Raw genomic sequence first — 20584 nt, forward strand, 5'->3', positions numbered from 1 at the left:
AGCTGGTCATTACAGATGGGCCGCCCGTCAAGCGGCGACCCGTGCAACGAAATCAGATATCCAGCAGCAAACGAGCCGGGTCTTCCAGCAGGTTCTTGATGGTAACCAGGAAGGTCACAGCTTCTTTGCCATCGATCAGACGGTGATCGTAGGACAGTGCCAGGTACATCATCGGACGGATAACGACCTGACCGTTGATCGCCATAGGACGCTGCAAAATGTTGTGCATGCCCAGGATGGCCGCTTGCGGCGGGTTGACGATCGGGGTGGACATCATCGAACCGAAGGTACCACCGTTGGTGATGGTGAACGTACCGCCGGTCATTTCGTCCATCGACAGTTTGCCGTCGCGGGCCTTCTTGCCGAAGGTGGCGATGCCGCCTTCGATTTCAGCCAGGCTCATCAGTTCGGCGTTACGCAGAACCGGTACAACCAGGCCGCGGTCGCTGGACACAGCAACACCGACGTCGGCGTAGCCGTGGTAAACGATGTCGGCACCGTCGATCGACGCGTTGACAGCCGGGAAGCGCTTCAGCGCTTCGGTGGCGGCTTTCACGAAGAACGACATGAAGCCCAGGCGTACGCCGTTGTGGGACTTCTCGAACAGGTCCTTGTACTTCGAACGCAGGGCCATGACTTCGGTCATGTCGACTTCGTTGAACGTGGTCAGCATCGCCATGTTCGACTGAGCTTCTACCAGGCGCTTGGCCACGGTAGCGCGAACGCGGGTCATCGGTACGCGCTTCTCGATGCGATCGCCAGCGGCGAACACCGGAGCAGCGGCGGCAGGAGCAGCAGCCTTGGCAGGCGCGGCAGCCGGTGCGGCTTTCTTGGCAGCAACAGCGGCTACAACGTCTTCCTTGGTCACACGACCGCCTTTGCCGGTGCCGGCAACGGACGCGATGTTGATGCCGTTTTCTTCAGCCAGCTTGCGAGCAGCCGGTGCAGCAACAGGATCGTCTTCGCCTTCGGCGGCTGGAGCAGCAGCCTGTGCAGCGGCCGGAGCAGCGGCAGCGGCTGGAGCGGCAGCAGCGCCGCCCGCTTCGATGGAGCCCAAGACTTCGTCGGACAGAACGGTGTCGCCTTCGTTCTTGACGATAGCGCCCAGCACGCCGTCAGCAGTGGCCAACACTTCCAGCACAACTTTGTCGGTTTCGATGTCGACGATCAGGTCGTCACGCTTTACAGCGTCGCCCGGTTGTTTGTGCCAGGTGGCAACGGTGCCGTCGGCAACCGATTCCGGGAAAGTGGGGGCTTTGATTTCGATAGCCATTATCTGTGAGTCCTTAAATTCGGTTTCAGGTGCGCGAAGGCGTTAAACAGTAAAGGCGTCTTGCAACAGTTTTTCCTGCTGCTCAGCGTGCATCGATGCATAACCACAAGCAGGTGCAGCAGAAGCATCACGGCCGGCGTACTCGAGTACGAGCGACTTGTTGTGATTGCCAACGATGCGGCGCATGTGGTGTTGGCTGCAGTACCAGGCACCCTGGTTCATCGGCTCTTCCTGACACCAAACGATATGTTTGAGGTTGGTGTAAGGAGCCAGGACTTCGTTCAAGTCGTCCTCAGGGAATGGGTACAGCTGCTCGATACGCACGATGGCGATGTCATCACGGCCTTCGGCACGGCGTTTTTCCAGCAGGTCGTAGTAGACCTTGCCGCTACACAGAACAATGCGCTCGACCTTTTTCGGGTCTTGAGCATCGATTTCCGGGATAACGGTCTGGAACGAACCTTCGGCCAGATCTTCCAGAGTCGAGATGGCCAGCTTGTGACGCAGCAGCGACTTCGGAGTCAGAACGATCAATGGCTTGCGCAGCGGGCGAATCACCTGACGACGCAGCAAGTGGTAGATCTGAGCCGGCGTAGTCGGTACGGCCACCTGGATGTTGTGCTCGGCGCACAGCTGCAGGTAACGCTCCAGACGTGCCGACGAGTGCTCCGGCCCCTGACCTTCATAACCGTGCGGCAGCAGCATGGTCAGACCGCAGAGACGGCCCCACTTGTGCTCGCCACTGGTGATGAACTGGTCGATCACCACCTGAGCGCCGTTGGCGAAGTCGCCGAACTGGGCTTCCCAGATCACCAGCGCCTCAGGCGTGGTGGTCGAGTAACCGTATTCGAACGCCAGTACGGCTTCTTCGGACAGGAACGAATCGTACAAATCGAAACGTGGCTGGCCTTTGTACAGGTTCTGCAGCGGAATGTAGCTGCCGGTGTCTTTCTGGTTGTGCAACACCGCGTGGCGGTGCGAGAACGTTCCGCGGCCGATGTCCTGGCCAGTCATGCGGATCGGGTGACCTTCGAACGCCAGGGTCGCGTACGCCATGGTTTCGGCGTAACCCCAGTTGATCGGCAGGCCGCCGACTTGCATTTTCTGACGGTCTTCGTAGATTTTCGAGACCTGGCGCTGAACCACGAAGCCTTCTGGAATTTCCAGCAGCTTGGCAGACAGTTCCTGCAAGGTTTTCAGGTCGAAACGCGTGTCGTGACGTGCAGTCCAGGCGTGGCCCAGGTACGGACGCCAATCCACGAACAACTCTTTGTTCGGCTCTTTGACCAGGCTTTTCACAACATGCAGACCGTTGTCCAGCGCGTTGCGGTATTCGTCGATCTTGGCCTGTACGCGCGCATCATCCAACACACCGGCCTGGGTCAGGCGTTCGGCGTACAGCTCACGAGTGGTGCGCTGCTTGGCGATCTGCTGGTACATCAGAGGCTGGGTGCCGCTAGGCTCGTCAGCTTCGTTGTGGCCGCGACGACGGTAGCAGACCAGGTCGATCACCACGTCACGCTTGAACTGCATGCGGTAGTCGATGGCCAGCTGGGTCACGAACAACACGGCTTCCGGATCATCACCATTCACATGGAGGATCGGCGCCTGAATCATTTTCGCAACGTCGGTCGCGTACTCGGTGGAACGCGAGTCCAGCGGGTTGCTGATGGTGAAACCGACCTGGTTGTTGATCACGATGTGCACGGTGCCGCCGGTTTTGAAACCGCGGGTCTGCGACATCTGGAAGGTTTCCATCACCACGCCCTGACCGGCGAATGCCGCGTCACCGTGGATGGAAATCGGCAGAACCTTCTCGCCGGTAGGGTCGTTGCGACGATCCTGACGGGCGCGAACCGAACCCTCAACCACTGGCGATACGATTTCCAGGTGGGACGGGTTGAACGCCATGGCCAGGTGAACTTCACCGCCGGTGGTCATCACGTTGGACGAGAAGCCCTGGTGGTATTTAACGTCACCGGAACCCAGCTCGACCTTCTTCTTGCCTTCGAACTCGTCGAACAGCTCGCGCGGGTTCTTGCCGAAGGTGTTGACCAGTACGTTCAGACGGCCACGGTGGGCCATGCCGATAACGATTTCCTTGGTGCCGTAGGAGCCGGAACGCTGGATCAGCTCGTCGAGCATCGGAATCAGGCTTTCGCCGCCTTCCAGACCGAAACGTTTTGTGCCCGGGTATTTGGTGCCCAGGTATTTTTCCAGGCCTTCACCGGCAGTGACGCGCTCGAGCAGGTGGCTCTTGATGTCGGCGGAGTACGTCGGACGACCACGCACGCTTTCCAGACGCTGCTGGAACCACTGGCGCTGCTCGGAATCGGTGATATGCGTAAATTCAGCGCCGATGGTGCGGCAATATGTCTGCTGCAACGCTTCGTGAATTTCGCGTAGGCTCGCCTCCTCTTTGCCGATGAACAGGTCGCCGGCACGGAAGGTCGTATCAAGATCGGCATTGGTCAAGCCGTAGTGATTGATCGACAGGTCTGCAGGTGCAGGACGCTGCCACAGCCCCAGCGGGTCAAGCTGGGCTGCCTGGTGGCCACGCATACGGTAGGCCTGGATCAATCGCAGCACTTCAACTTGCTTCTTCTCGTGCTCACTGCTCACGCTGCCGGCGGAAACCGGTTGTGCGCGGCGCTGGTTCTTTGCCAGCAAGACGAAATGATCGCGAATTGTCGAGTGCGAAACATCGGTGGCAGTGTTGCCGTCAGCAGGCAACTTCTGGAAGTAGGTGCGCCACTCTTCTGGCACAGCGTTAGGGTCGTGCAGGTAGAGCTCGTAGAGCTCTTCCACATAGGCAGCGTTACTACCGGATAGGTAGGCGCTGTTCCACATGCGCTGCATCACGCTTTCTTGCATGCTTGGTCACCCTCGGTTAGGGGAACACCACCGGCGTCGACACAGAGCAAACTTGCAGAAGTCCGAATGCAGCGACCAAAACAAGCCACTTAGGATCACGCTGATAGTCCGGGTACCAGCCCGGATGCCCCTGCTTGTCTCATTTCTTCAAAATAAGAGCGGCAGCTTTATGGGCTGCTGCTCAGGTTAAAACTACGGCGCCGGTTGAAGCCTGCGCCGTAGCATACTCGGTACAGCGGTCCTACATTTACAGCAGCTGAATCACACGCCGCTTTGCAGCAGCATGTTACGTACGTGACCGATGGCCTTAGTCGGGTTCAGGCCTTTCGGACAGACGTTGACGCAGTTCATGATCCCGCGGCAGCGGAATACGCTGAACGGGTCATCCAGCGAAGCCAGACGCTCGGCAGTCTTGGTGTCGCGACTGTCTGCCAGGAAGCGATACGCTTGCAGCAGAGCAGCTGGACCCAGGAACTTGTCCGGGTTCCACCAGAAGGACGGGCAAGAGGTCGAGCAGCAAGCGCACAGGATGCACTCGTACAGACCGTCGAGCTTTTCACGCTCTTCCGGGGTCTGCAGACGTTCGATGGCCGGAGCCGGCGTGTCGTTCTGCAGGTATGGCTTAACCTTCTCGTATTGCTTGTAGAAGATGCTCATATCGACGACCAGGTCACGGATAACCGGCAAACCTGGCAGCGGACGAACGATCAACTTGTTACCTTTTACGACGGAAGACAGCGGCGTAACGCACGCCAGACCGTTTTTGCCGTTGATGTTCATGCCGTCGGAACCGCAAACGCCTTCACGGCAAGAGCGACGATAGGAGAAACCTTCGTCCTGCTCTTTGATCAGGGCCAGCACGTCCAGCACCATCAAGTCTTTACCGTTGGTATTGACCTGGAATTCCTGCATGAACGGCGCGGCGTCCTGATCAGGGTTGTAGCGATAAACACTGACTTGCAACATGGCGGCCACCCTTAATAAGTCCGAATCATTGGTTCAAAGGTTGGGACTGTTTTTGGCGAGAAGTTCACGGCACGCTTGGCGACGCGCTTCTCACCCGGGAAATACAGGGTGTGGCACAGCCAGTTAACGTCATCGCGCTCTTCGAAGTCTTCACGGGCGTGCGCACCGCGGGACTCTTTACGGATCTCTGCGGCGATGGCGGTAGCTTCGGCCACTTCCAGCAGGTTCTGCAGCTCCAGGGCTTCGATACGGGCGGTGTTGAACGCCTGGCTCTTGTCATTGATCTTGACGTTGGCGATACGGCTACGCAGATCAGCCAGCTGGGCAATACCCTTCTGCATGTATTCGCCGGTACGGAATACACCGAAGTAGTTCTGCATGCAGCTTTGCAGTTCTTTACGCAGGGTGGCGACGTCTTCGCCTTCGGTACGCGAGTTCAGGCCATCGAGACGTGCCAGGGCAGCGTCGATGTCGGACTGGCGTGGACGGGCGTAATCAACGCCTTCTTTCAGGGTCTGCTCCAGGAACAGGCCAGCGGCACGACCGAATACCACCAGGTCGAGCAGCGAGTTGCCGCCCAGACGGTTGGCACCGTGAACCGATACGCAAGCCACTTCGCCTACAGCGAACAGGCCCGGGATGATCTGGTCAACGCCTTCAGCGTCCTGGGTGATTGCCTGGCCATGAATGTTGGTCGGCACGCCGCCCATCATATAGTGGCAGGTTGGAACGACCGGGATCGGCGCCACGGCTGGATCGACGTGGGCGAAGGTCTTGGACAGTTCCATGATGCCTGGCAGACGGCTGTGCAGAACTTCTTCACCGAGGTGATCGAGTTTCAGCATTACGTGGTCGCCATCCGGACCGCAACCGTTGCCGGCGATGATTTCTTTAACCATCGAACGAGCAACCACGTCACGACCAGCCAAGTCTTTGGCGTTCGGAGCATAACGCTCCATGAAACGCTCGCCATGCTTGTTGATCAGGTAACCGCCTTCACCGCGGCAGCCTTCAGTCACCAGTACACCGGCGCCAGCGATGCCGGTCGGGTGGAACTGCCACATTTCAATGTCTTGTACCGGCACGCCAGCACGCAGAGCCATGCCGACGCCGTCACCGGTGTTGATCAGGGCATTGGTGGTGGACGAGTAGATACGGCCTGCACCGCCAGTCGCCAGTACGGTGGCGTTAGCGCGAACGTAGGAGGTTTCACCGGTTTCGATGCAGATAACGATCATGCCTACAAAGGCACCGTCTTCGTTCTTCACCAGGTCGACGCCGTAGTATTCGTTGAGGAATACGGTGCCGGCCTTCAGGTTGGCCTGGTACAGGGTGTGCAGCAGTGCGTGACCGGTACGGTCGGCAGCAGCGCAGGTACGGGCAGCCTGGCCACCTTTACCGAAGTCTTTCGACTGACCGCCGAACGGACGCTGATAAATGCGACCCTGCTCGGTACGGGAGAACGGCAAGCCCATGTGCTCGAGCTCGAAAACCGCTTCCGGGCCTACGGAACACATGTATTCAATAGCGTCCTGGTCACCGATATAGTCGGAACCCTTGACGGTATCGTACATGTGCCAGCGCCAGTCATCGTTCGGATCTGCCGAGGCGATGGCGCAGGTGATGCCACCCTGGGCGGATACGGTGTGCGAGCGAGTCGGGAAAACCTTGGTTACCACGGCAGTCTTGTGACCACCTTGTGCCAGTTGCAGCGCAGCGCGCATGCCAGCACCGCCGCCGCCAATAATAATGGCGTCGAACGAAAGCGTATTAACTGTAGTAGACATGAATCAGATACCCCAAAGAATCTGCACACCCCAGACGAAGTAGGCGAACATCGCAACGCCGCATACTGCCTGGAAGAGGAAACGTATTGCAGTCGCGGACTTGCCGAACGCCATTGGCGTCAGGTAGTCGGTCGCGATGGTCCACATGCCGACCCAGGCGTGAGCGCCGAGGGCAACGAGGGCCAGGAGACTGAAAATACGCATCCAGTTGTTTGCGAACAGTTCATGCCATTGGGCGTAGCCGATGCCAGGATGGGCAACGACGTATCCGATCAGGAAAATGAAGTAAGCCGCGAGAACGACCGCAGACACACGTTGTGCCATCCAGTCATAGAGGCCCGAACGCGACAGGTTCGTGACGTTAGTTACCATATCCAAACTCCTGCCAGAACGATTACCACCACGGAAACGGCGATAACGATTTTCGAGCCCAGCTTGCCGCCTTCAAGCGTCTCACCGATGCCCATGTCCATGATCAAATGGCGCACACCGGCAACCAGGTGATACAGCAAGGCGGACAGGATGCCCCAAATCACTAGCTTGGCTAGCGGACTGGTCAGACACGCTTTCACCTGACCGAAGCCTTCTTCCGAGTCGAGCGACTTGTCCAATGCATAAAGCATGATGGCCAGGCTGACAAAGAGGATGACACCGGAGATTCGGTGAAGAATGGACGTGTAAGCAGTGACTGGGAGTTTGATGGTCCTTAGGTCTAGGTTTACAGGTCGTTGGCTATTCACGGCTTTTTTTCACACTGAAGAGCCCCTAACAATCAGGGCAAAGTTGTTGGGGAGTGCACTGGTCAGGTACCCACCACCCAGGGAGTGCGACCCCCAATAAAGCAGGCCCAAAAGCCCCTGGCGGTCGGAGGCCGAGTATAGACAGTTAGGCTACTAATGACAACGCGTTCACCTTCCCCTAATAGCGCATTGCACAAGTTGCATAAAAGGCGTAAATGGCAGTCAATTTCGAGGAAAAAGTCCGGTTAAAGCCTTCTGGAGCAAGACTTTAGGCAAATTGACATTCGAATTTATCTCACTATAGTGGTGCGGGCCCTGCGTGGGGGGTCTGTCTGATGATTTCAAGCATAAATAGGAGGCCACATGGCTGACAAAAAAGCGCAGTTGATCATCGAGGGCGCAGCCCCCGTCGAGCTGCCCATTTTAACCGGCACCGTTGGTCCCGATGTTATCGATGTTCGGGGCCTGACGGCCACGGGCCGTTTCACCTTTGACCCTGGTTTCATGTCGACCGCCTCGTGCGAGTCGAAGATCACCTATATCGACGGCGACAACGGCATTCTGCTGCACCGCGGCTACCCGATCGAACAGCTGGCTGAAAAGTCGGACTACCTGGAAACCTGCTATCTGCTGCTCAACGGCGAATTGCCGACTGCAGAACAAAAGGCCCAGTTCGTCAGCACCGTGAAGAACCACACCATGGTTCACGAGCAGTTGAAGACGTTCTTCAACGGCTTCCGTCGCGACGCCCACCCAATGGCCGTCATGTGCGGCGTAGTCGGCGCCCTCTCGGCCTTCTACCACGACTCCCTGGACATCAATAACCCGCAGCATCGCGAAATTTCCGCGATCCGCCTGGTTGCCAAGATGCCGACCCTGGCAGCGATGGTTTACAAGTACTCCATGGGTCAACCCATGATGTACCCGCGCAACGACCTGACGTACGCGGAAAACTTCCTGCACATGATGTTCAACACCCCGTGCGAGATCAAACCGATCAGCCCGGTGCTCGCCAAGGCCATGGACCGGATCTTCATCCTCCATGCCGACCACGAACAGAACGCATCGACTTCCACCGTACGCCTGGCCGGCTCGTCGGGTGCCAACCCGTTCGCCTGTATCGCCGCCGGCATCGCTGCACTGTGGGGCCCTGCCCACGGCGGCGCGAACGAAGCCGTTCTGACCATGCTGGATGAAATTGGCGATGTGTCGAACATCGACAAGTACATCGCCAAGGCCAAGGACAAGAACGATCCGTTCAAGTTGATGGGCTTCGGTCACCGGGTTTACAAAAACCGCGACCCACGCGCCACCGTGATGAAGCAGACCTGCGACGAAGTACTGAAGGAACTGGGGATCAAGCACGACAAGCAACTCGAACTGGCCATGCGCCTGGAAGAGATCGCCCTGACCGACCCGTACTTCATCGAACGCTCGCTGTACCCGAACGTCGACTTCTACTCGGGGATCATCCTCAAGGCGATCGGCATTCCAACCAGCATGTTCACCGTGATCTTCGCTTTGGCGCGGACTGTCGGCTGGATCTCCCACTGGAAAGAAATGCTCTCCAGCCCGTACAAGATTGGCCGTCCGCGCCAGTTGTACACCGGCTACGAGTCGCGTGACATCACCAAGCTGGAAGACCGCAAATAAGACCTGTCTTGCGATAACGTCTTAACGTTTTATCGGGAACGGCCTCTATTTATATAGAGGCCGTTTTTGTTTGTGCCGCGAACGATTCGGGCTCCCCCAAAGCCTTTAGGAGCCGGCTTGCTGACGATGGGTTCAAATGCACCGCGCTTACCCAGAGTTCAGGCGTTATCGTTAACGACCTTCGCCAGCAAGCCGGCTCCTACCGGAAAGCGCGTACAACCAGACCACCTCCCCGAAGAGTCCGATAACCGCCCAATAAAAAATGCCCCAATCTCTCGACCGGGGCATTTTTGTTTAACACCACTTACACGGACAATCTCGAAGCCTTAGTGCGAAACCGCCCCGCTCGCCCCCAACCCGGTCTGCGAACGAACAAACTGCGGGAAGAACAGCGCCCGCTCGTTAGCGCCAGCCGTCGACTTGTCAGTGATCGAGAAGAACCAGATCCCGATAAACGCAATGCCCATGGAGAACAGCGCCGGGTACTCATACGGGAAGATAGCCTTCTCGTGATGCAGGATCTGCACCCAAATGGTTGGCCCAAGCACCATCAAACCAACGGCACTGATTAGCCCCAACCAGCCGCCAATCATCGCACCACGCGTGGTCAGCTTCTTCCAGTACATGGAAAGCAGCAGCACCGGGAAGTTACAGCTCGCCGCGATGGAGAACGCCAGGCCCACCATGAACGCAATGTTCTGGCTTTCGAACAGAATGCCCAGGCCGATCGCCAACACACCCAGACAAACGGTGGTGATTTTCGAGACGCGGATTTCATCCTTGTCGTTGGCCTTGCCCTTCTTGATCACGCTGGCGTAAAGGTCGTGAGACACCGCCGTAGCGCCGGCCAGGGTCAAACCCGCCACAACCGCCAGAATGGTCGCGAACGCCACCGCAGAGATGAAGCCCAGGAAAATACTGCCACCCACCGCGTTAGCCAGGTGCACCGCCGCCATGTTGTTGCCGCCCAACAGCGCGCCAGCCGCATCTTTAAAGGCAGGGTTGGTACTGACCAGCAAGATCGCGCCGAAACCGATGATGAAGGTCAGGATGTAGAAGTAGCCAATGAAGCCTGTTGCGTACAGCACGCTCTTGCGAGCTTCTTTCGCGTCACTTACGGTGAAGAAGCGCATCAGAATGTGCGGCAGGCCAGCGGTACCGAACATCAGCGCCAGGCCAAGGGAGAATGCCGAAACCGGATCTTTCACCAGGCCGCCAGGGCTCATGATCGCTTCACCTTTAGGGTGAACCTTGATCGCTTCGGAAAACAGCATGTTGAAGTCGAAGTTGACGTGCTTCATCACCATCAGCGCCATGAACGAGGCACCGGACAGCAACAGCACCGCCTTGATGATCTGCACCCAGGTGGTCGCCAGCATGCCGCCGAACAGCACGTACAGGCACATCAGGATACCGACCAGAATCACCGCAACGTAGTAGTCGAGACCGAACAGCAACTGGATCAGCTTGCCGGCACCGACCATTTGCGCGATCAGGTAGAACGCCACCACCACCAGCGAACCGCAAGCGGACAGTGTGCGGATCTGGGTTTGCCCGAGGCGATAGGACGCCACGTCGGCAAAAGTGTACTTGCCCAGGTTACGCAGGCGCTCGGCGATCAGGAACAGAATGATCGGCCAGCCCACCAGGAAGCCGATCGAGTAGATCAGGCCGTCGTAGCCGGAGGTGAACACCAGCGCGGAAATACCCAGGAAGGACGCCGCGGACATGTAGTCACCGGCAATCGCCAGACCGTTCTGGAAGCCGGTGATCTTGCCGCCCGCCGCATAGTAGTCGGCCGCCGAGTTGTTACGCTTGGAAGCCCAGTAAGTGATGCACAGGGTTAAACCGACGAACGCCACGAACATCAGGATCGCGGAAACGTTGAGGGGTTGTTTGTGCACTTCGCCAGTCAGGGCTTCAGCCGCCCAGGCGCCAGGTGCAAAGGCTGCGATGCTCAATAGAGCCATTAGACGCCGGATCATTGCTGAGCCTCCTTGAGAATCGCATTGTTCAGGTCGTCGAATTCGCCATTGGCGCGTCGCACATAGATTGCAGTCAGGATAAAGGCCGAGAGAATCAGCCCGACACCAATCGGTATCCCCCAGGTAATCGAAGACTCGGGGCTGATTTTCGCCCCCAGAATATGCGGCCCGTAAGCAATCAAAAGGATGAATCCGGAGTAAAGCCCAAGCATGATCGCCGAAAGAATCCAGGCGAACCTTTCTCGCTTACTAACCAGCTCCTTGAAGCGCGGGCTGTTTTGAATCGAGAGGTAAATGCTGTCGTTCATTGTTTTTATCCTCGCAGCACAGATTATTGTTGGAACCCTATCCACTCTATGCGGCTGCGGGGCAGGTTCCAGACGACCTTAGTATTAGAACGACATGACAGATTTGCCAATGTTCGGTGTGGCTCCTACAGAAAAGCAAAAAGCCCCTTGGCTTTTATGCCAAGGGGCTTTGAGAAGTGCCGACCAGAAACGTCAGCTCAAATCATTTGGTCCAGTCAGCAACGCGCTCCGGATGCTTGGCGACCCAGTCCTTCGCTGCCGCTTCGGGTTTGGCACCGTCCTGAATCGCCAGCATGACTTCACCGATTTCGTCTTTCGACGCCCACTGGAAGTTCTTCAGGAACTTCGCCACTTCCGGCGCCTTGGTGGCCAGTTCTTTACTGCCGATGCTGTTCACGGTTTCAGCCGCGCCGTAAACGCCTTTCGGGTCTTCCAGGAAGCGCAGTTTCCACTTGGCGAACATCCAGTGCGGCACCCAACCGGTGACGGCAATGGATTCGTTTTTCTTCTCGGCACGGGTCAGCTCGGCAATCATGCCGGCGCCGGAACTGGCCTTGAGTTGGTAACCGGTGAGGTCGTAGTCCTTGATGGCCTGCTCGGTCTTGAGCATCACACCCGAACCGGCGTCGATGCCAACGATACGTTTTTTGAAGCTGTCGTCGGTTTTCAGGTCATCAAGGGTTTTGGCCTTGACGTACTCCGGCACGATCAAGCCGATTTTCGCGTCTTTGAAGTTCGGACCGTAGTCGACGACCTGGTCCTTGTTCTTGGTCCAGTAATCACCGTGAGTCACCGGCAGCCAGGCGGACAGCATGGCATCGAGTTTGCCAGTGGCCACGCCCTGCCACATGATCCCGGTCGCGACGGCTTGCAGCTTCACGTCATAACCGAGTTTCTGCTTGATCACTTCGGCCGCCACGTGGGTGGTCGCGACGCTGTCGGACCAACCGTCAACGTAACCGATGCTCAGGGTTTTGCTCTCGGCATTGGCCATCGTGGAGCCAATCGCAAGCACCAGTGCGGCACCCGCGCCTAAAAGTCGTCGCATCTTCATCGTTACTTCCCCGAAAGTGCTGCGCTCGACGGATGCCGAGTCGCGTCAACGTATTGTTATGGTGCACAGCGCCCCCATCACGCCTCACCGCAAATTCGTTCGATCATCAGCGCGATTTATCAACGAGGGGACTGACGCCTCGATAATCAACCTCACGCCATCGGCGACCTGTGCTGTCAGCGACCTCAAGGCATCGAGAAACGACATCAGAAAGCCATTAATCTCGACCCTCTGAAATGCCTTGGGCAATCCGCCCGAACTTTGCATGTCAAAATCATGCAGGCCACCAAGCGCGGGACAAATGCGGGTAACATGCGCGGCTTTGCTCCCAGACGGCCTGACCATGCCCGCGACATCACGTTTTCCTTTTTTCGCTTACTTGTTTGCCTGCCTGCTGGGGCTGTTTGCCCTCGGCGGTTTTTGGTACGGCCTCGGCAAACCGGTGATTCTGCCGGACGTGGCCAGTTCGACACACAAGCTGCAATGCGCCTCCTACACCCCGTTCGACAAGGACCAGTCGCCGTTCGATCAGCCGTTCAAGTTGCGTCCCGAGCGCATGGACGCCGACCTCGCGTTGCTGGCCACCCGCTTCGAATGCATTCGCACCTATTCGATGACCGGCCTTGAGGCCCTGCCCGATCTGGCGCGCAAGCATGGCCTGAAGCTGATGATCGGCGCGTGGGTGAACAGCAATCCGGTGGACACCGAAAAAGAAGTCGATCTGCTGATCGCTTCCGCCAACGCCAACCCGGATGTGGTCACGTCGGTGATCGTCGGCAACGAAGCCCTGCTGCGCAAGGAAGTCACCGGTGGGCAGTTGGCCAGGCTGATCAACAAGGTCAAAAGCCAGGTCAAACAGCCTGTCACTTATGCCGACGTCTGGGAGTTCTGGCTCAAACACCCGGAAATCGCCCCGGCGGTGGACTTCCTGACCATCCACCTGCTGCCGTACTGGGAAGATGATCCGTCGAACATCGACGCCGCGCTGCAACATGTTCGCGAAGTGCGTCAGGTGTTCGGCAACAAATTCGCGCCCAAGGACGTGATGATTGGCGAAACCGGTTGGCCAAGCGAAGGCCGCCAGCGCGAAACCGCACTACCAAGCCGGGTTAATGAGGCCAAGTTCATTCGTAACTTTGTGATCATGGCCGAGCAAGAAGGCTGGCACTACAACCTGATCGAAGCGTTCGACCAACCCTGGAAACGTGCCAGCGAAGGGGCGGTTGGTGGCTACTGGGGGCTGTTCGATGCCGATCGCCAGGACAAAGGCGTGCTGGCCGGTCCGGTGTCGAACGTGCCGTACTGGTCGCAATGGCTGGCGATGGGCGGTGTGATCTTCCTTGGTACGTTGATCCTTGGTGGTCGTGTCCGAACCACCCGTTCTGCGTTGGTGCTACCGCTGCTCGGCGCTTTGGCGGCCTGTTCGATTGGCGCCTGGGGCGATCTGGCACGGGTCACCACCCGTTTTGCCAGTGAATGGTTGTGGGTCGCGCTGCTGACGGCGTTGAACCTGTTGGTGCTGGCGCACGCCGCATTGACGCTGAGTGCCCGGACTGGCTGGCGTGAACGCGCCTTCAATGCGCTGGAGCAGCGGGCCGGCTGGTGGCTGGCGACAGCAGGTTTCGCGGCGGCGGTGATGATGCTGGAACTGGTGTTCGATCCGCGCTATCGCAGCTTTCCGAGCGTTGCGTTCATCCTGCCAGCACTGGTTTACCTGTGCCGCCCGGTGAGCGTGCCGCGTCGTGAAATTGCTCTGCTGACCTTCATCATCGGTGCCGGCATTGCGCCGCAGCTGTATCGGGAAGGATTGCAGAACCAGCAGGCCTGGGGTTGGGCGCTGGTGAGTGTGTTGATGGTGGCAGCGATGTGGCGCAGCTTGCGGGTTCGCAAAGGCTGATGACGCCATCGCCGGCGAGCCGGCTCCTACAGTACACAAACCCTGTAGGAGCCAGCTTGCTGGCGATCGTGTGTCAGGCTCCGCGGGGCGCCCGGACCAACCGCAACCCGGCAATCACCACCGCAAACACCGCCATCGTCGTGTTGTACAACGCCAAGGCCGGAAACCCGAACACCAGCGCCAACACCGCCAACCACCACCCTGCCCGGCCCGGCACTACAAAACCGATCACGGCTGCCGCCACTGCCGTCCAACCCAACACCTGGAAATGAATCATCAGTCCCAGGTTCGAACGAACCTGACATTCCCAACGGCTCGCTTCATCCACGCAGAGGCCGACCCACTGCGCATCCTCCATAAAGCCATACCGCGCGCCATAGCTGGCGGCCAACCATAAAGGCAGCAAAACAAGCAGCAGAATTACCGGTAAACGGCGGGACATGAAGCACTCCAATTAGCGAAAAACGGCGGCCAGCTTAATCCCCCGACAGCCTTACGCAAGCGTTAACAACAGTTAACTGGGCAGTCAATCACTGCAAAGTGTATCGTCCAGCTACTATTAATCCGAAATTAGCCCTGATTGGTGCCGATGCATGGCACTTTGGCGCAACCCCCGTGGTCATAGCCTGCGAACTTCATTCGGCACCGTTCTCTAAGGGATCCAGTCATGCTCCGTTCCTTGCGCTTTGCCGCCCTGTTTGGCGGCCTTATTTTGAGTGCGTCTGCACTGGCGGTCGATATCGACGCAGCCAGTTATGGCTTCCCCTTGACTAACCCGTTCGAGGCGACCATTGCCACTACGCCGCCGGACCTGCGTCCGGAGCTGCCGCTTGACGACGACATCGACCAGCAAACCCGCAGCGTCACGTTGCGCCCGGAGCGTGAGTTCGAACTGCCGGACAACTTCTGGCCGGTGAAGAAGCTCACCTACCGCATCGCCACCCAGGATAAAGCCGCCCCGCTGATCTTCCTGATCGCCGGCACCGGCGCGCGCTATGACAGCAGTCTTAACGAATACCTGAAGAAGCTCTACTACAAGGCCGGTTACCACGTAGTGCAATTGTCGTCGCCCACCAGCTTCGACTTCATGAGCGCCGCTTCACGCTTTGCCACACCCGGTATCACCAAGGAAGACGCCGAAGACATGTACCGGGTGATGCAAGCCGTGCGGGCCCAGAACCCGAATGTGCACGTTACCGATTACTACCTGACCGGCTACAGCCTGGGCGCACTGGACGCGGCATTCGTCGCGCACCTGGACGAAACCCGCCGCAGCTTCAACTTCAAGAAAGTCTTGCTGCTGAACCCGCCGGTCAACCTCTACACCTCGATCACCAACCTGGACAAGCTGGTCCAGACCGAGGTCAAGGGCATCAACAACAGCACGACGTTCTATGAACTGGTGCTGAACAAACTGACCCGCTACTTCCAGCAGAAAGGCTACATCGACCTCAACGACGCCCTGCTCTACGACTTCCAGCAGTCCAAGCAGCACCTGTCCAACGAACAGATGGCCATGCTGATCGGCACGTCGTTCCGCTTCTCGGCTGCCGACATCGCTTTCACCTCGGACCTGATCAACCGCCGCGGCCTGATCACGCCGCCGAAATACCCGATCACCGAAGGCACCAGCCTCACACCGTTCCTCAAGCGTGCGCTGCAATGCGACTTCGACTGCTACATCACCGAGCAAGTGATCCCGATGTGGCGTGCCCGCACCGACGGCGGCAGCCTGCTGCAACTGATCGACCAGGTCAGCCTGTACGCCTTGAAGGATTACCTGCACGACAGCCCGAAAATTGCGGTCATGCACAACGCCGACGACGTTATCCTCGGCCCGGGCGATCTCGGGTTCCTGCGCAAGACCTTCGGCGACCGCTTGACTGTTTATCCACTGGGCGGCCACTGCGGCAACCTTAACTACCGCGTCAACAGCGACGCCATGCTGGAGTTCTTCCGTGGCTAAATACCTCCTGCTTGTCGCAGCGTTACTCTGTGCAGGCGTCGCCAATGCCGACAACAGCAAAGCCAACGCACCGGTCGTCATCGACGGCGATGGCTTCAAAGAGCCATTGAGCAAACTCAAATTCAACCCGGGCCTGGATCAACGCGAGTTCGAACGCTCGACGCTCAACGCGCTGGCCGTCTACGACCCGCTGGAAGAGTGGAACCGCCGGGTTTATCACTTCAACTACCGCTTCGACCAATGGGTGTTCCTGCCGGTGGTCGATGGTTATCGCTACATCACGCCGAGTTTCCTGCGCACTGGCGTCAGCAACTTCTTCAACAACCTCGGCGACGTGCCGAACCTGATGAACAGCCTGCTGCAGTTCAAAGGCAAGCGTTCGATGGAAACCACCGCGCGCCTGCTGCTCAACACCACCATCGGCATCGCCGGCCTGTGGGACCCGGCCACCGCGATGGGCCTGCCGCGCCAGAGCGAAGACTTCGGCCAGACGCTCGGTTTCTACGGCGTACCGGGCGGCGCCTACTTCGTGCTGCCGATCCTCGGTCCGTCGAACATTCGCGACACCGGCGGCCTGGCCGTGGACTTCACTGCCGAGAACGCGATCAACTTTCTGAACGTCGCCGAAGTCAGCTCCAACCACCCTGAAGTCTGGGTCCTGCGCAGCATCGACAAACGCAACCAGACCAGCTTCCGCTATGGCCAGCTGAACTCGCCGTTCGAGTACGAGAAAGTGCGTTACGTGTACACCGAATCGCGCAAGTTGCAGATCGCCGAGTAAGTCATCGACCACAAAAAAGGCCATTCGATGGGAGTCGAATGGCCTTTTTACATGCCTGTCATAGATCAAAGGTGGGAACGGGCTTGCTCGCGAAAGCGGTCGGACAGCCGACATCAATGTTGGATGTGATGGCCTCTGCGCGAGCAAGCCCGCTACCACATTTTGGACAGGCTTCGGCTTCAGCCTTTCAGCGCTTTCCAGACCTTGCTGACGACCATCACGCCCGCCAACACCACCGCACCCGCGACAATCCCCGCCACCGCATTCAGTAACGTCGGCACGATAAAACCGGCACCGCCCGCCCCTGCGCTGACGCTTTCAATCCAGTGATGAACCACCGGCACGCCATGAGTGAGAATCCCGCCGCCCACCAGGAACATCGCCGCCGTGCCGATCACCGACAGGCTTTTCATCATGTACGGCGCCGCACGCAGAATCCCGCCACCGATGCTTTTGGCCATCTGTCCGGGCTTTTGGGTCAGCCACAACCCCAGGTCATCGAGCTTGACGATACCGGCTACCAGGCCATAGACGCCGATGGTCATGACGATGGCAATCCCCGACAACACGATGACTTGCTGGGTCAGCGACGCATCTGCCACGGTGCCGAGGGTGATGGCGATGATTTCCGCCGAGAGAATGAAGTCGGTACGAATGGCGCCCTTGATCTTGTCCTGCTCGAAGGCGACCAGATCAACCGCCGGATCGGCCACGGCTTCGACCAGCTCCGCATGCTCGGCCTGGTCTTCCGCCTTGCTGTGCAGGAATTTGTGCGCGAGCTTTTCGAAACCTTCGAAGCACAGGTAAGCGCCACCGACCATCAACAAAGGCGTAACCAGCCATGGCATGAACGCACTGATCGCCAGCGCTGACGGCACCAGGATCAGTTTGTTGAGAAACGAGCCCTTCGCTACTGCCCAAACCACCGGGATTTCCCGTTCGGCACGCACGCCGGAAACCTGCTGGGCATTGAGCGCCAGATCGTCACCGAGCACGCCGGCGGTTTTCTTGGCGGCCATTTTGGTCATCAACGCCACATCGTCGAGTACCGCGGCAATGTCGTCGATCAGCAACAGCAAACTGCTTCCTGCCATAAATCAGGCTTCCTTCTTGAATGAATGCCGCGCAGCATAGCGCGGCCGAGCGCCGCACGGGGCATTCTTGAGCGCCGCGCGAGGCCGGTGCTACCATGCGTAACCGCCAGAACAGGCAAGGAACCCCCTGGTTTATGAGCACCATCCGCGAGCGCAACAAAGAACTGATCCTGCGTGCCGCCAGTGAAGAGTTTGCCGACAAGGGCTTCGCTGCGACCAAAACCAGTGACATCGCAGCCAAGGCGGGATTGCCCAAGCCCAACGTCTACTACTACTTCAAATCCAAGGAAAACCTCTACCGCGAGGTGCTGGAAAGCATCATCGAGCCGATCTTGCAGGCCTCGACACCGTTCAACGCCGACGGCGTGCCCAGTGAAGTGCTGAGCGGCTACATCCGCTCGAAAATCCGTATCTCCCGCGATTTGCCTTTCGCCTCGAAGGTGTTCGCCAGCGAAATCATGCACGGCGCCCCGCACCTGAGCGCCGACCTGGTCGAACAACTGAACAGCCAGGCGAAACACAACATCGACTGCATCCAGACCTGGATCGACCGCGGCCAGATCGCCGCCATCGACCCCAACCACCTGATGTTCAGCATCTGGGCCGCGACCCAGACGTACGCCGATTTTGACTGGCAAATCACTGCCATCACTGGCAAAGCCAAGTTGGATGAAGAGGATTATGAAGCGGCGGCGCAGACGATTATCCGGTTGGTGCTCAAGGGGTGTGAGCCGGATCGGTAGACCGCGGCGCGGCCATTCGCGAGCAAGCCCGCTCCCACAGGTTTTTCTGTTGCATTCAAATTCTGTGAACGACACAAATCTCTGTGGGAGCTGGCTTGCCAGCGATGAAGGCGACTCGGTGCCGGCTCAAACCCAGATGGCATCCCAAAGCGGATAGTCCCCAAGCTTTTCCACCAGTCCAGCCCGCAACGGGTTGGCCACGACATACCGCGCCACCTTCACCAAATCCTCCTCCCGCCTCAACGCCCGGTCGTGATAACCCTGCTACCAAAGCGGCCCACCACTACTACTCGAAAGATTCACCGCCCTCGTAATCAGGGATTTAGTTTCGCGCATCAGCTTTCTGAGCGAACAGTTTTCCAATTCGACCAGCCAATGAAAATGGTCGGGCATGACGACCCAAGCCAATGATTTTGCCAATCCAAGATCTTGTGCTCGGCGAAATTGATGAACCACCAATCTGCCCAAAGCGAAGTCGGCAAAAATCGGCTCGCGATCCAGAGTGTTGGTGGTCAGTAAATAGGTTCGGTTGGGTTCGGCATAGCGCCCCGTCCGCAGGCGATGTGAAGCAGGTAAATCAGGCATCCCTTTGCCTCTCTCATCATGAGTTCATGAAAAGGCTAGACCTGGAAACTCTGATTGTTGATATAGACTTTTTAGCTGGATGTGTCTGCCAAATAGCAATCGCTGGCAAGCCAGCTCCCACAGGGTCTGATGGTGCCCACAAATATGTGAACACCGCCGGTCCTTGTGGGAGCTGGCTTGCCAGCGATGACATTTGTTCAGGCGATGAAGATCAAGCACTCACCCCCGCATCCGCCCGCAACCCCAGCGCCTCGATCGCATTGATCGCACACTGCTCATCAACATCCGACAAATCCCCGCTGATACCGACCGCCCCCAGCACATTCCCGCCCTGATCCCGAATCAACACACCGCCCGGTGCCGGCACCACGCTGCCTTGCCCCAGACTGTTCAAAGCCGCGATAAACGCCGGGCGTTGCTGGGCGTCCAGCGCCAGCAAGCGTGAGCCTTTGCCCAGCGCAATGGCGCCCCAGGCTTTGCCGATGGCAATTTGTGGCCGAAGCAGGCTGGCGCCGTCTTCGCGTTGCAGGGTGATCAGATGCCCGCCGGCATCCAGCACGGCGATGGTCAAGGGTGCTGCGGAAATTGCACGCGCGGCGGAGATGGCCTGACTGGTCAGGTTGACTGCCACTTTCAAGGTTAAAGCGCTCATGGTGCCGTCCTCATTTTGTTATAGGGAAAGCGGATGGACTGCGCGCTTGCGCCGCAGCCCGATGCAACAAATAGAACACAATGGGTTATTTTTTTGTATACAATAATTCTCGAAAAGCGCCACATGCGACGAAAAGCCACAGCAGAACGGGCTTCCGACGAATGAAACAGTCGCTTGAGAAAATGGATTGACCTGCGCCGTCCGCCGTGAATACACTCTGCGCAAA

The 20584-nt window shown here is 58.2% G+C and carries 17 protein-coding genes and 1 pseudogene; 5 read left to right on the forward strand and 13 right to left on the reverse strand.

The genetic code is table 11. The annotated features are described in order from the left end of the window. Positions 1-52: 52 nt before the first annotated feature. The 6 genes from odhB to sdhC all read right to left on the reverse strand — a co-directional run bounded on the left by odhB (position 53) and on the right by sdhC (position 7640). The gene (gene odhB / locus ACI77H_RS05715; protein ID WP_033056077.1) at positions 53-1273 is read right to left on the reverse strand and encodes a 2-oxoglutarate dehydrogenase complex dihydrolipoyllysine-residue succinyltransferase; all 1221 of its coding nucleotides are present in this window, start codon (positions 1271-1273) and stop codon (positions 53-55) included. 42 nt (positions 1274-1315) lie between these two features. Beyond that, positions 1316-4147 carry a 2-oxoglutarate dehydrogenase E1 component gene (locus ACI77H_RS05720; RefSeq protein WP_407010858.1) on the reverse strand — a complete coding sequence of 944 codons (2832 nt, stop codon included), beginning with the start codon at positions 4145-4147 and terminating at the stop codon, positions 1316-1318. 261 nt (positions 4148-4408) lie between these two features. After that, positions 4409-5113 (reverse strand): succinate dehydrogenase iron-sulfur subunit, encoded by a 705-nt coding sequence (locus tag ACI77H_RS05725; protein WP_407010860.1) that lies wholly within the window; start codon positions 5111-5113, stop codon positions 4409-4411. Positions 5114-5124: 11 nt separating this feature from the next. After that, entirely contained in the window at positions 5125-6900 is a 1776-nt protein-coding gene (gene sdhA / locus ACI77H_RS05730) for a succinate dehydrogenase flavoprotein subunit (protein ID WP_407010862.1), read from the reverse strand. 3 nt (positions 6901-6903) lie between these two features. Next, positions 6904-7272 carry a succinate dehydrogenase, hydrophobic membrane anchor protein gene (gene sdhD, locus ACI77H_RS05735; RefSeq protein ID WP_017337243.1) on the reverse strand — a complete coding sequence of 123 codons (369 nt, stop codon included), beginning with the start codon at positions 7270-7272 and terminating at the stop codon, positions 6904-6906. Beyond that, the gene (gene sdhC / locus ACI77H_RS05740; protein WP_017337242.1) at positions 7266-7640 is read right to left on the reverse strand and encodes a succinate dehydrogenase, cytochrome b556 subunit; all 375 of its coding nucleotides are present in this window, start codon (positions 7638-7640) and stop codon (positions 7266-7268) included. Before sdhC ends, sdhD begins: the two co-directional genes overlap by 7 nt. A 363-nt stretch (positions 7641-8003) precedes the next feature. On the opposite strand from sdhC, the gene gltA reads away from it, so the two are divergent. After that, positions 8004-9293: a citrate synthase gene (gene gltA / locus ACI77H_RS05745; RefSeq protein WP_010456856.1), complete on the forward strand. Its 1290-nt coding sequence runs from the start codon at positions 8004-8006 to the stop codon at positions 9291-9293. A 326-nt stretch (positions 9294-9619) separates the two neighbouring features. Here gltA and ACI77H_RS05750 read toward each other — a convergent pair whose 3' ends face one another. From ACI77H_RS05750 to ACI77H_RS05760, 3 genes are all read right to left on the reverse strand, one after another. After that, entirely contained in the window at positions 9620-11278 is a 1659-nt protein-coding gene (locus ACI77H_RS05750; RefSeq protein WP_407010865.1) for a cation acetate symporter, read from the reverse strand. Further along, positions 11275-11586 (reverse strand): DUF485 domain-containing protein, encoded by a 312-nt coding sequence (locus ACI77H_RS05755; RefSeq protein ID WP_017337238.1) that lies wholly within the window; start codon positions 11584-11586, stop codon positions 11275-11277. The genes ACI77H_RS05750 and ACI77H_RS05755 overlap by 4 nt, the downstream gene beginning before the upstream one ends. 202 nt (positions 11587-11788) lie before the next feature. Then, entirely contained in the window at positions 11789-12640 is an 852-nt protein-coding gene (locus ACI77H_RS05760) for a glycine betaine ABC transporter substrate-binding protein (RefSeq protein WP_407010867.1), read from the reverse strand. 301 nt (positions 12641-12941) lie between these two features. Between ACI77H_RS05760 and ACI77H_RS05765 the strand changes: the two genes are divergently transcribed. Next, positions 12942-14537: a beta (1-6) glucans synthase gene (locus ACI77H_RS05765; RefSeq protein ID WP_407010869.1), complete on the forward strand. Its 1596-nt coding sequence runs from the start codon at positions 12942-12944 to the stop codon at positions 14535-14537. 73 nt (positions 14538-14610) lie between these two features. On the opposite strand, the gene ACI77H_RS05770 is transcribed toward ACI77H_RS05765, so the two are convergent. Continuing rightward, the gene (locus ACI77H_RS05770) at positions 14611-14979 is read right to left on the reverse strand and encodes a hypothetical protein (protein WP_407010871.1); all 369 of its coding nucleotides are present in this window, start codon (positions 14977-14979) and stop codon (positions 14611-14613) included. 225 nt (positions 14980-15204) lie between these two features. Between ACI77H_RS05770 and ACI77H_RS05775 the strand changes: the two genes are divergently transcribed. After that, positions 15205-16503 (forward strand): serine/threonine protein kinase, encoded by a 1299-nt coding sequence (locus ACI77H_RS05775; RefSeq protein ID WP_407010873.1) that lies wholly within the window; start codon positions 15205-15207, stop codon positions 16501-16503. Then, the gene (locus ACI77H_RS05780; protein WP_407010875.1) at positions 16496-17284 is read left to right on the forward strand and encodes a VacJ family lipoprotein; all 789 of its coding nucleotides are present in this window, start codon (positions 16496-16498) and stop codon (positions 17282-17284) included. The genes ACI77H_RS05775 and ACI77H_RS05780 overlap by 8 nt, the downstream gene beginning before the upstream one ends. Positions 17285-17463: 179 nt before the next feature. Here the strand turns inward: ACI77H_RS05780 and ACI77H_RS05785 are convergent, their stop codons facing one another. Next, positions 17464-18378, reverse strand: coding sequence for a DUF808 domain-containing protein (locus ACI77H_RS05785; protein ID WP_407010877.1), 915 nt, complete (start codon positions 18376-18378; stop codon positions 17464-17466). Between the two features lie 134 nt (positions 18379-18512). Here ACI77H_RS05785 and ACI77H_RS05790 point away from each other — a divergent pair, with 134 nt between their 5' ends. After that, on the forward strand, positions 18513-19121 hold the full coding sequence (locus ACI77H_RS05790; protein ID WP_407010878.1) for a TetR/AcrR family transcriptional regulator: 609 nt from the start codon (positions 18513-18515) through the stop codon (positions 19119-19121). A 126-nt stretch (positions 19122-19247) separates the two neighbouring features. Here ACI77H_RS05790 and ACI77H_RS05795 read toward each other — a convergent pair. Together ACI77H_RS05795 and ACI77H_RS05800 are read right to left on the reverse strand one after the other, a co-directional pair. Continuing rightward, positions 19248-19706 (reverse strand): annotated as a pseudogene (locus ACI77H_RS05795) (REP-associated tyrosine transposase). 211 nt (positions 19707-19917) lie between these two features. After that, entirely contained in the window at positions 19918-20358 is a 441-nt protein-coding gene (locus tag ACI77H_RS05800; RefSeq protein WP_407010880.1) for a GlcG/HbpS family heme-binding protein, read from the reverse strand. Positions 20359-20584 lie beyond the last annotated feature (226 nt).

This window comes from Pseudomonas sp. O230, assembly GCF_045447035.1.
Taxonomy (GTDB): domain Bacteria; phylum Pseudomonadota; class Gammaproteobacteria; order Pseudomonadales; family Pseudomonadaceae; genus Aquipseudomonas.

Bases quoted from the DNA above. Each gene is read 5' to 3' on its own strand.
- ACI77H_RS05790 (WP_407010878.1), top strand. From the start codon at position 18,513: ATGAGCACCATCCGCGAGCGCAACAAAGAACTGATCCTGCGTGCCGCC.
- ACI77H_RS05755 (WP_017337238.1), bottom strand. From the start codon at position 11,586: ATGAACGACAGCATTTACCTCTCGATTCAAAACAGCCCGCGCTTCAAG.
- gltA (WP_010456856.1), top strand. From the start codon at position 8,004: ATGGCTGACAAAAAAGCGCAGTTGATCATCGAGGGCGCAGCCCCCGTC.
- ACI77H_RS05775 (WP_407010873.1), top strand. From the start codon at position 15,205: ATGCTCCGTTCCTTGCGCTTTGCCGCCCTGTTTGGCGGCCTTATTTTG.
- ACI77H_RS05725 (WP_407010860.1), bottom strand. From the start codon at position 5,113: ATGTTGCAAGTCAGTGTTTATCGCTACAACCCTGATCAGGACGCCGCG.
- odhB (WP_033056077.1), bottom strand. From the start codon at position 1,273: ATGGCTATCGAAATCAAAGCCCCCACTTTCCCGGAATCGGTTGCCGAC.
- ACI77H_RS05785 (WP_407010877.1), bottom strand. From the start codon at position 18,378: ATGGCAGGAAGCAGTTTGCTGTTGCTGATCGACGACATTGCCGCGGTA.
- ACI77H_RS05770 (WP_407010871.1), bottom strand. From the start codon at position 14,979: ATGTCCCGCCGTTTACCGGTAATTCTGCTGCTTGTTTTGCTGCCTTTA.
- sdhA (WP_407010862.1), bottom strand. From the start codon at position 6,900: ATGTCTACTACAGTTAATACGCTTTCGTTCGACGCCATTATTATTGGC.
- ACI77H_RS05760 (WP_407010867.1), bottom strand. From the start codon at position 12,640: ATGAAGATGCGACGACTTTTAGGCGCGGGTGCCGCACTGGTGCTTGCG.
- ACI77H_RS05765 (WP_407010869.1), top strand. From the start codon at position 12,942: ATGCGGGTAACATGCGCGGCTTTGCTCCCAGACGGCCTGACCATGCCC.
- ACI77H_RS05720 (WP_407010858.1), bottom strand. From the start codon at position 4,147: ATGCAAGAAAGCGTGATGCAGCGCATGTGGAACAGCGCCTACCTATCC.
- ACI77H_RS05800 (WP_407010880.1), bottom strand. From the start codon at position 20,358: ATGAGCGCTTTAACCTTGAAAGTGGCAGTCAACCTGACCAGTCAGGCC.
- sdhD (WP_017337243.1), bottom strand. From the start codon at position 7,272: ATGGTAACTAACGTCACGAACCTGTCGCGTTCGGGCCTCTATGACTGG.
- ACI77H_RS05750 (WP_407010865.1), bottom strand. From the start codon at position 11,278: ATGATCCGGCGTCTAATGGCTCTATTGAGCATCGCAGCCTTTGCACCT.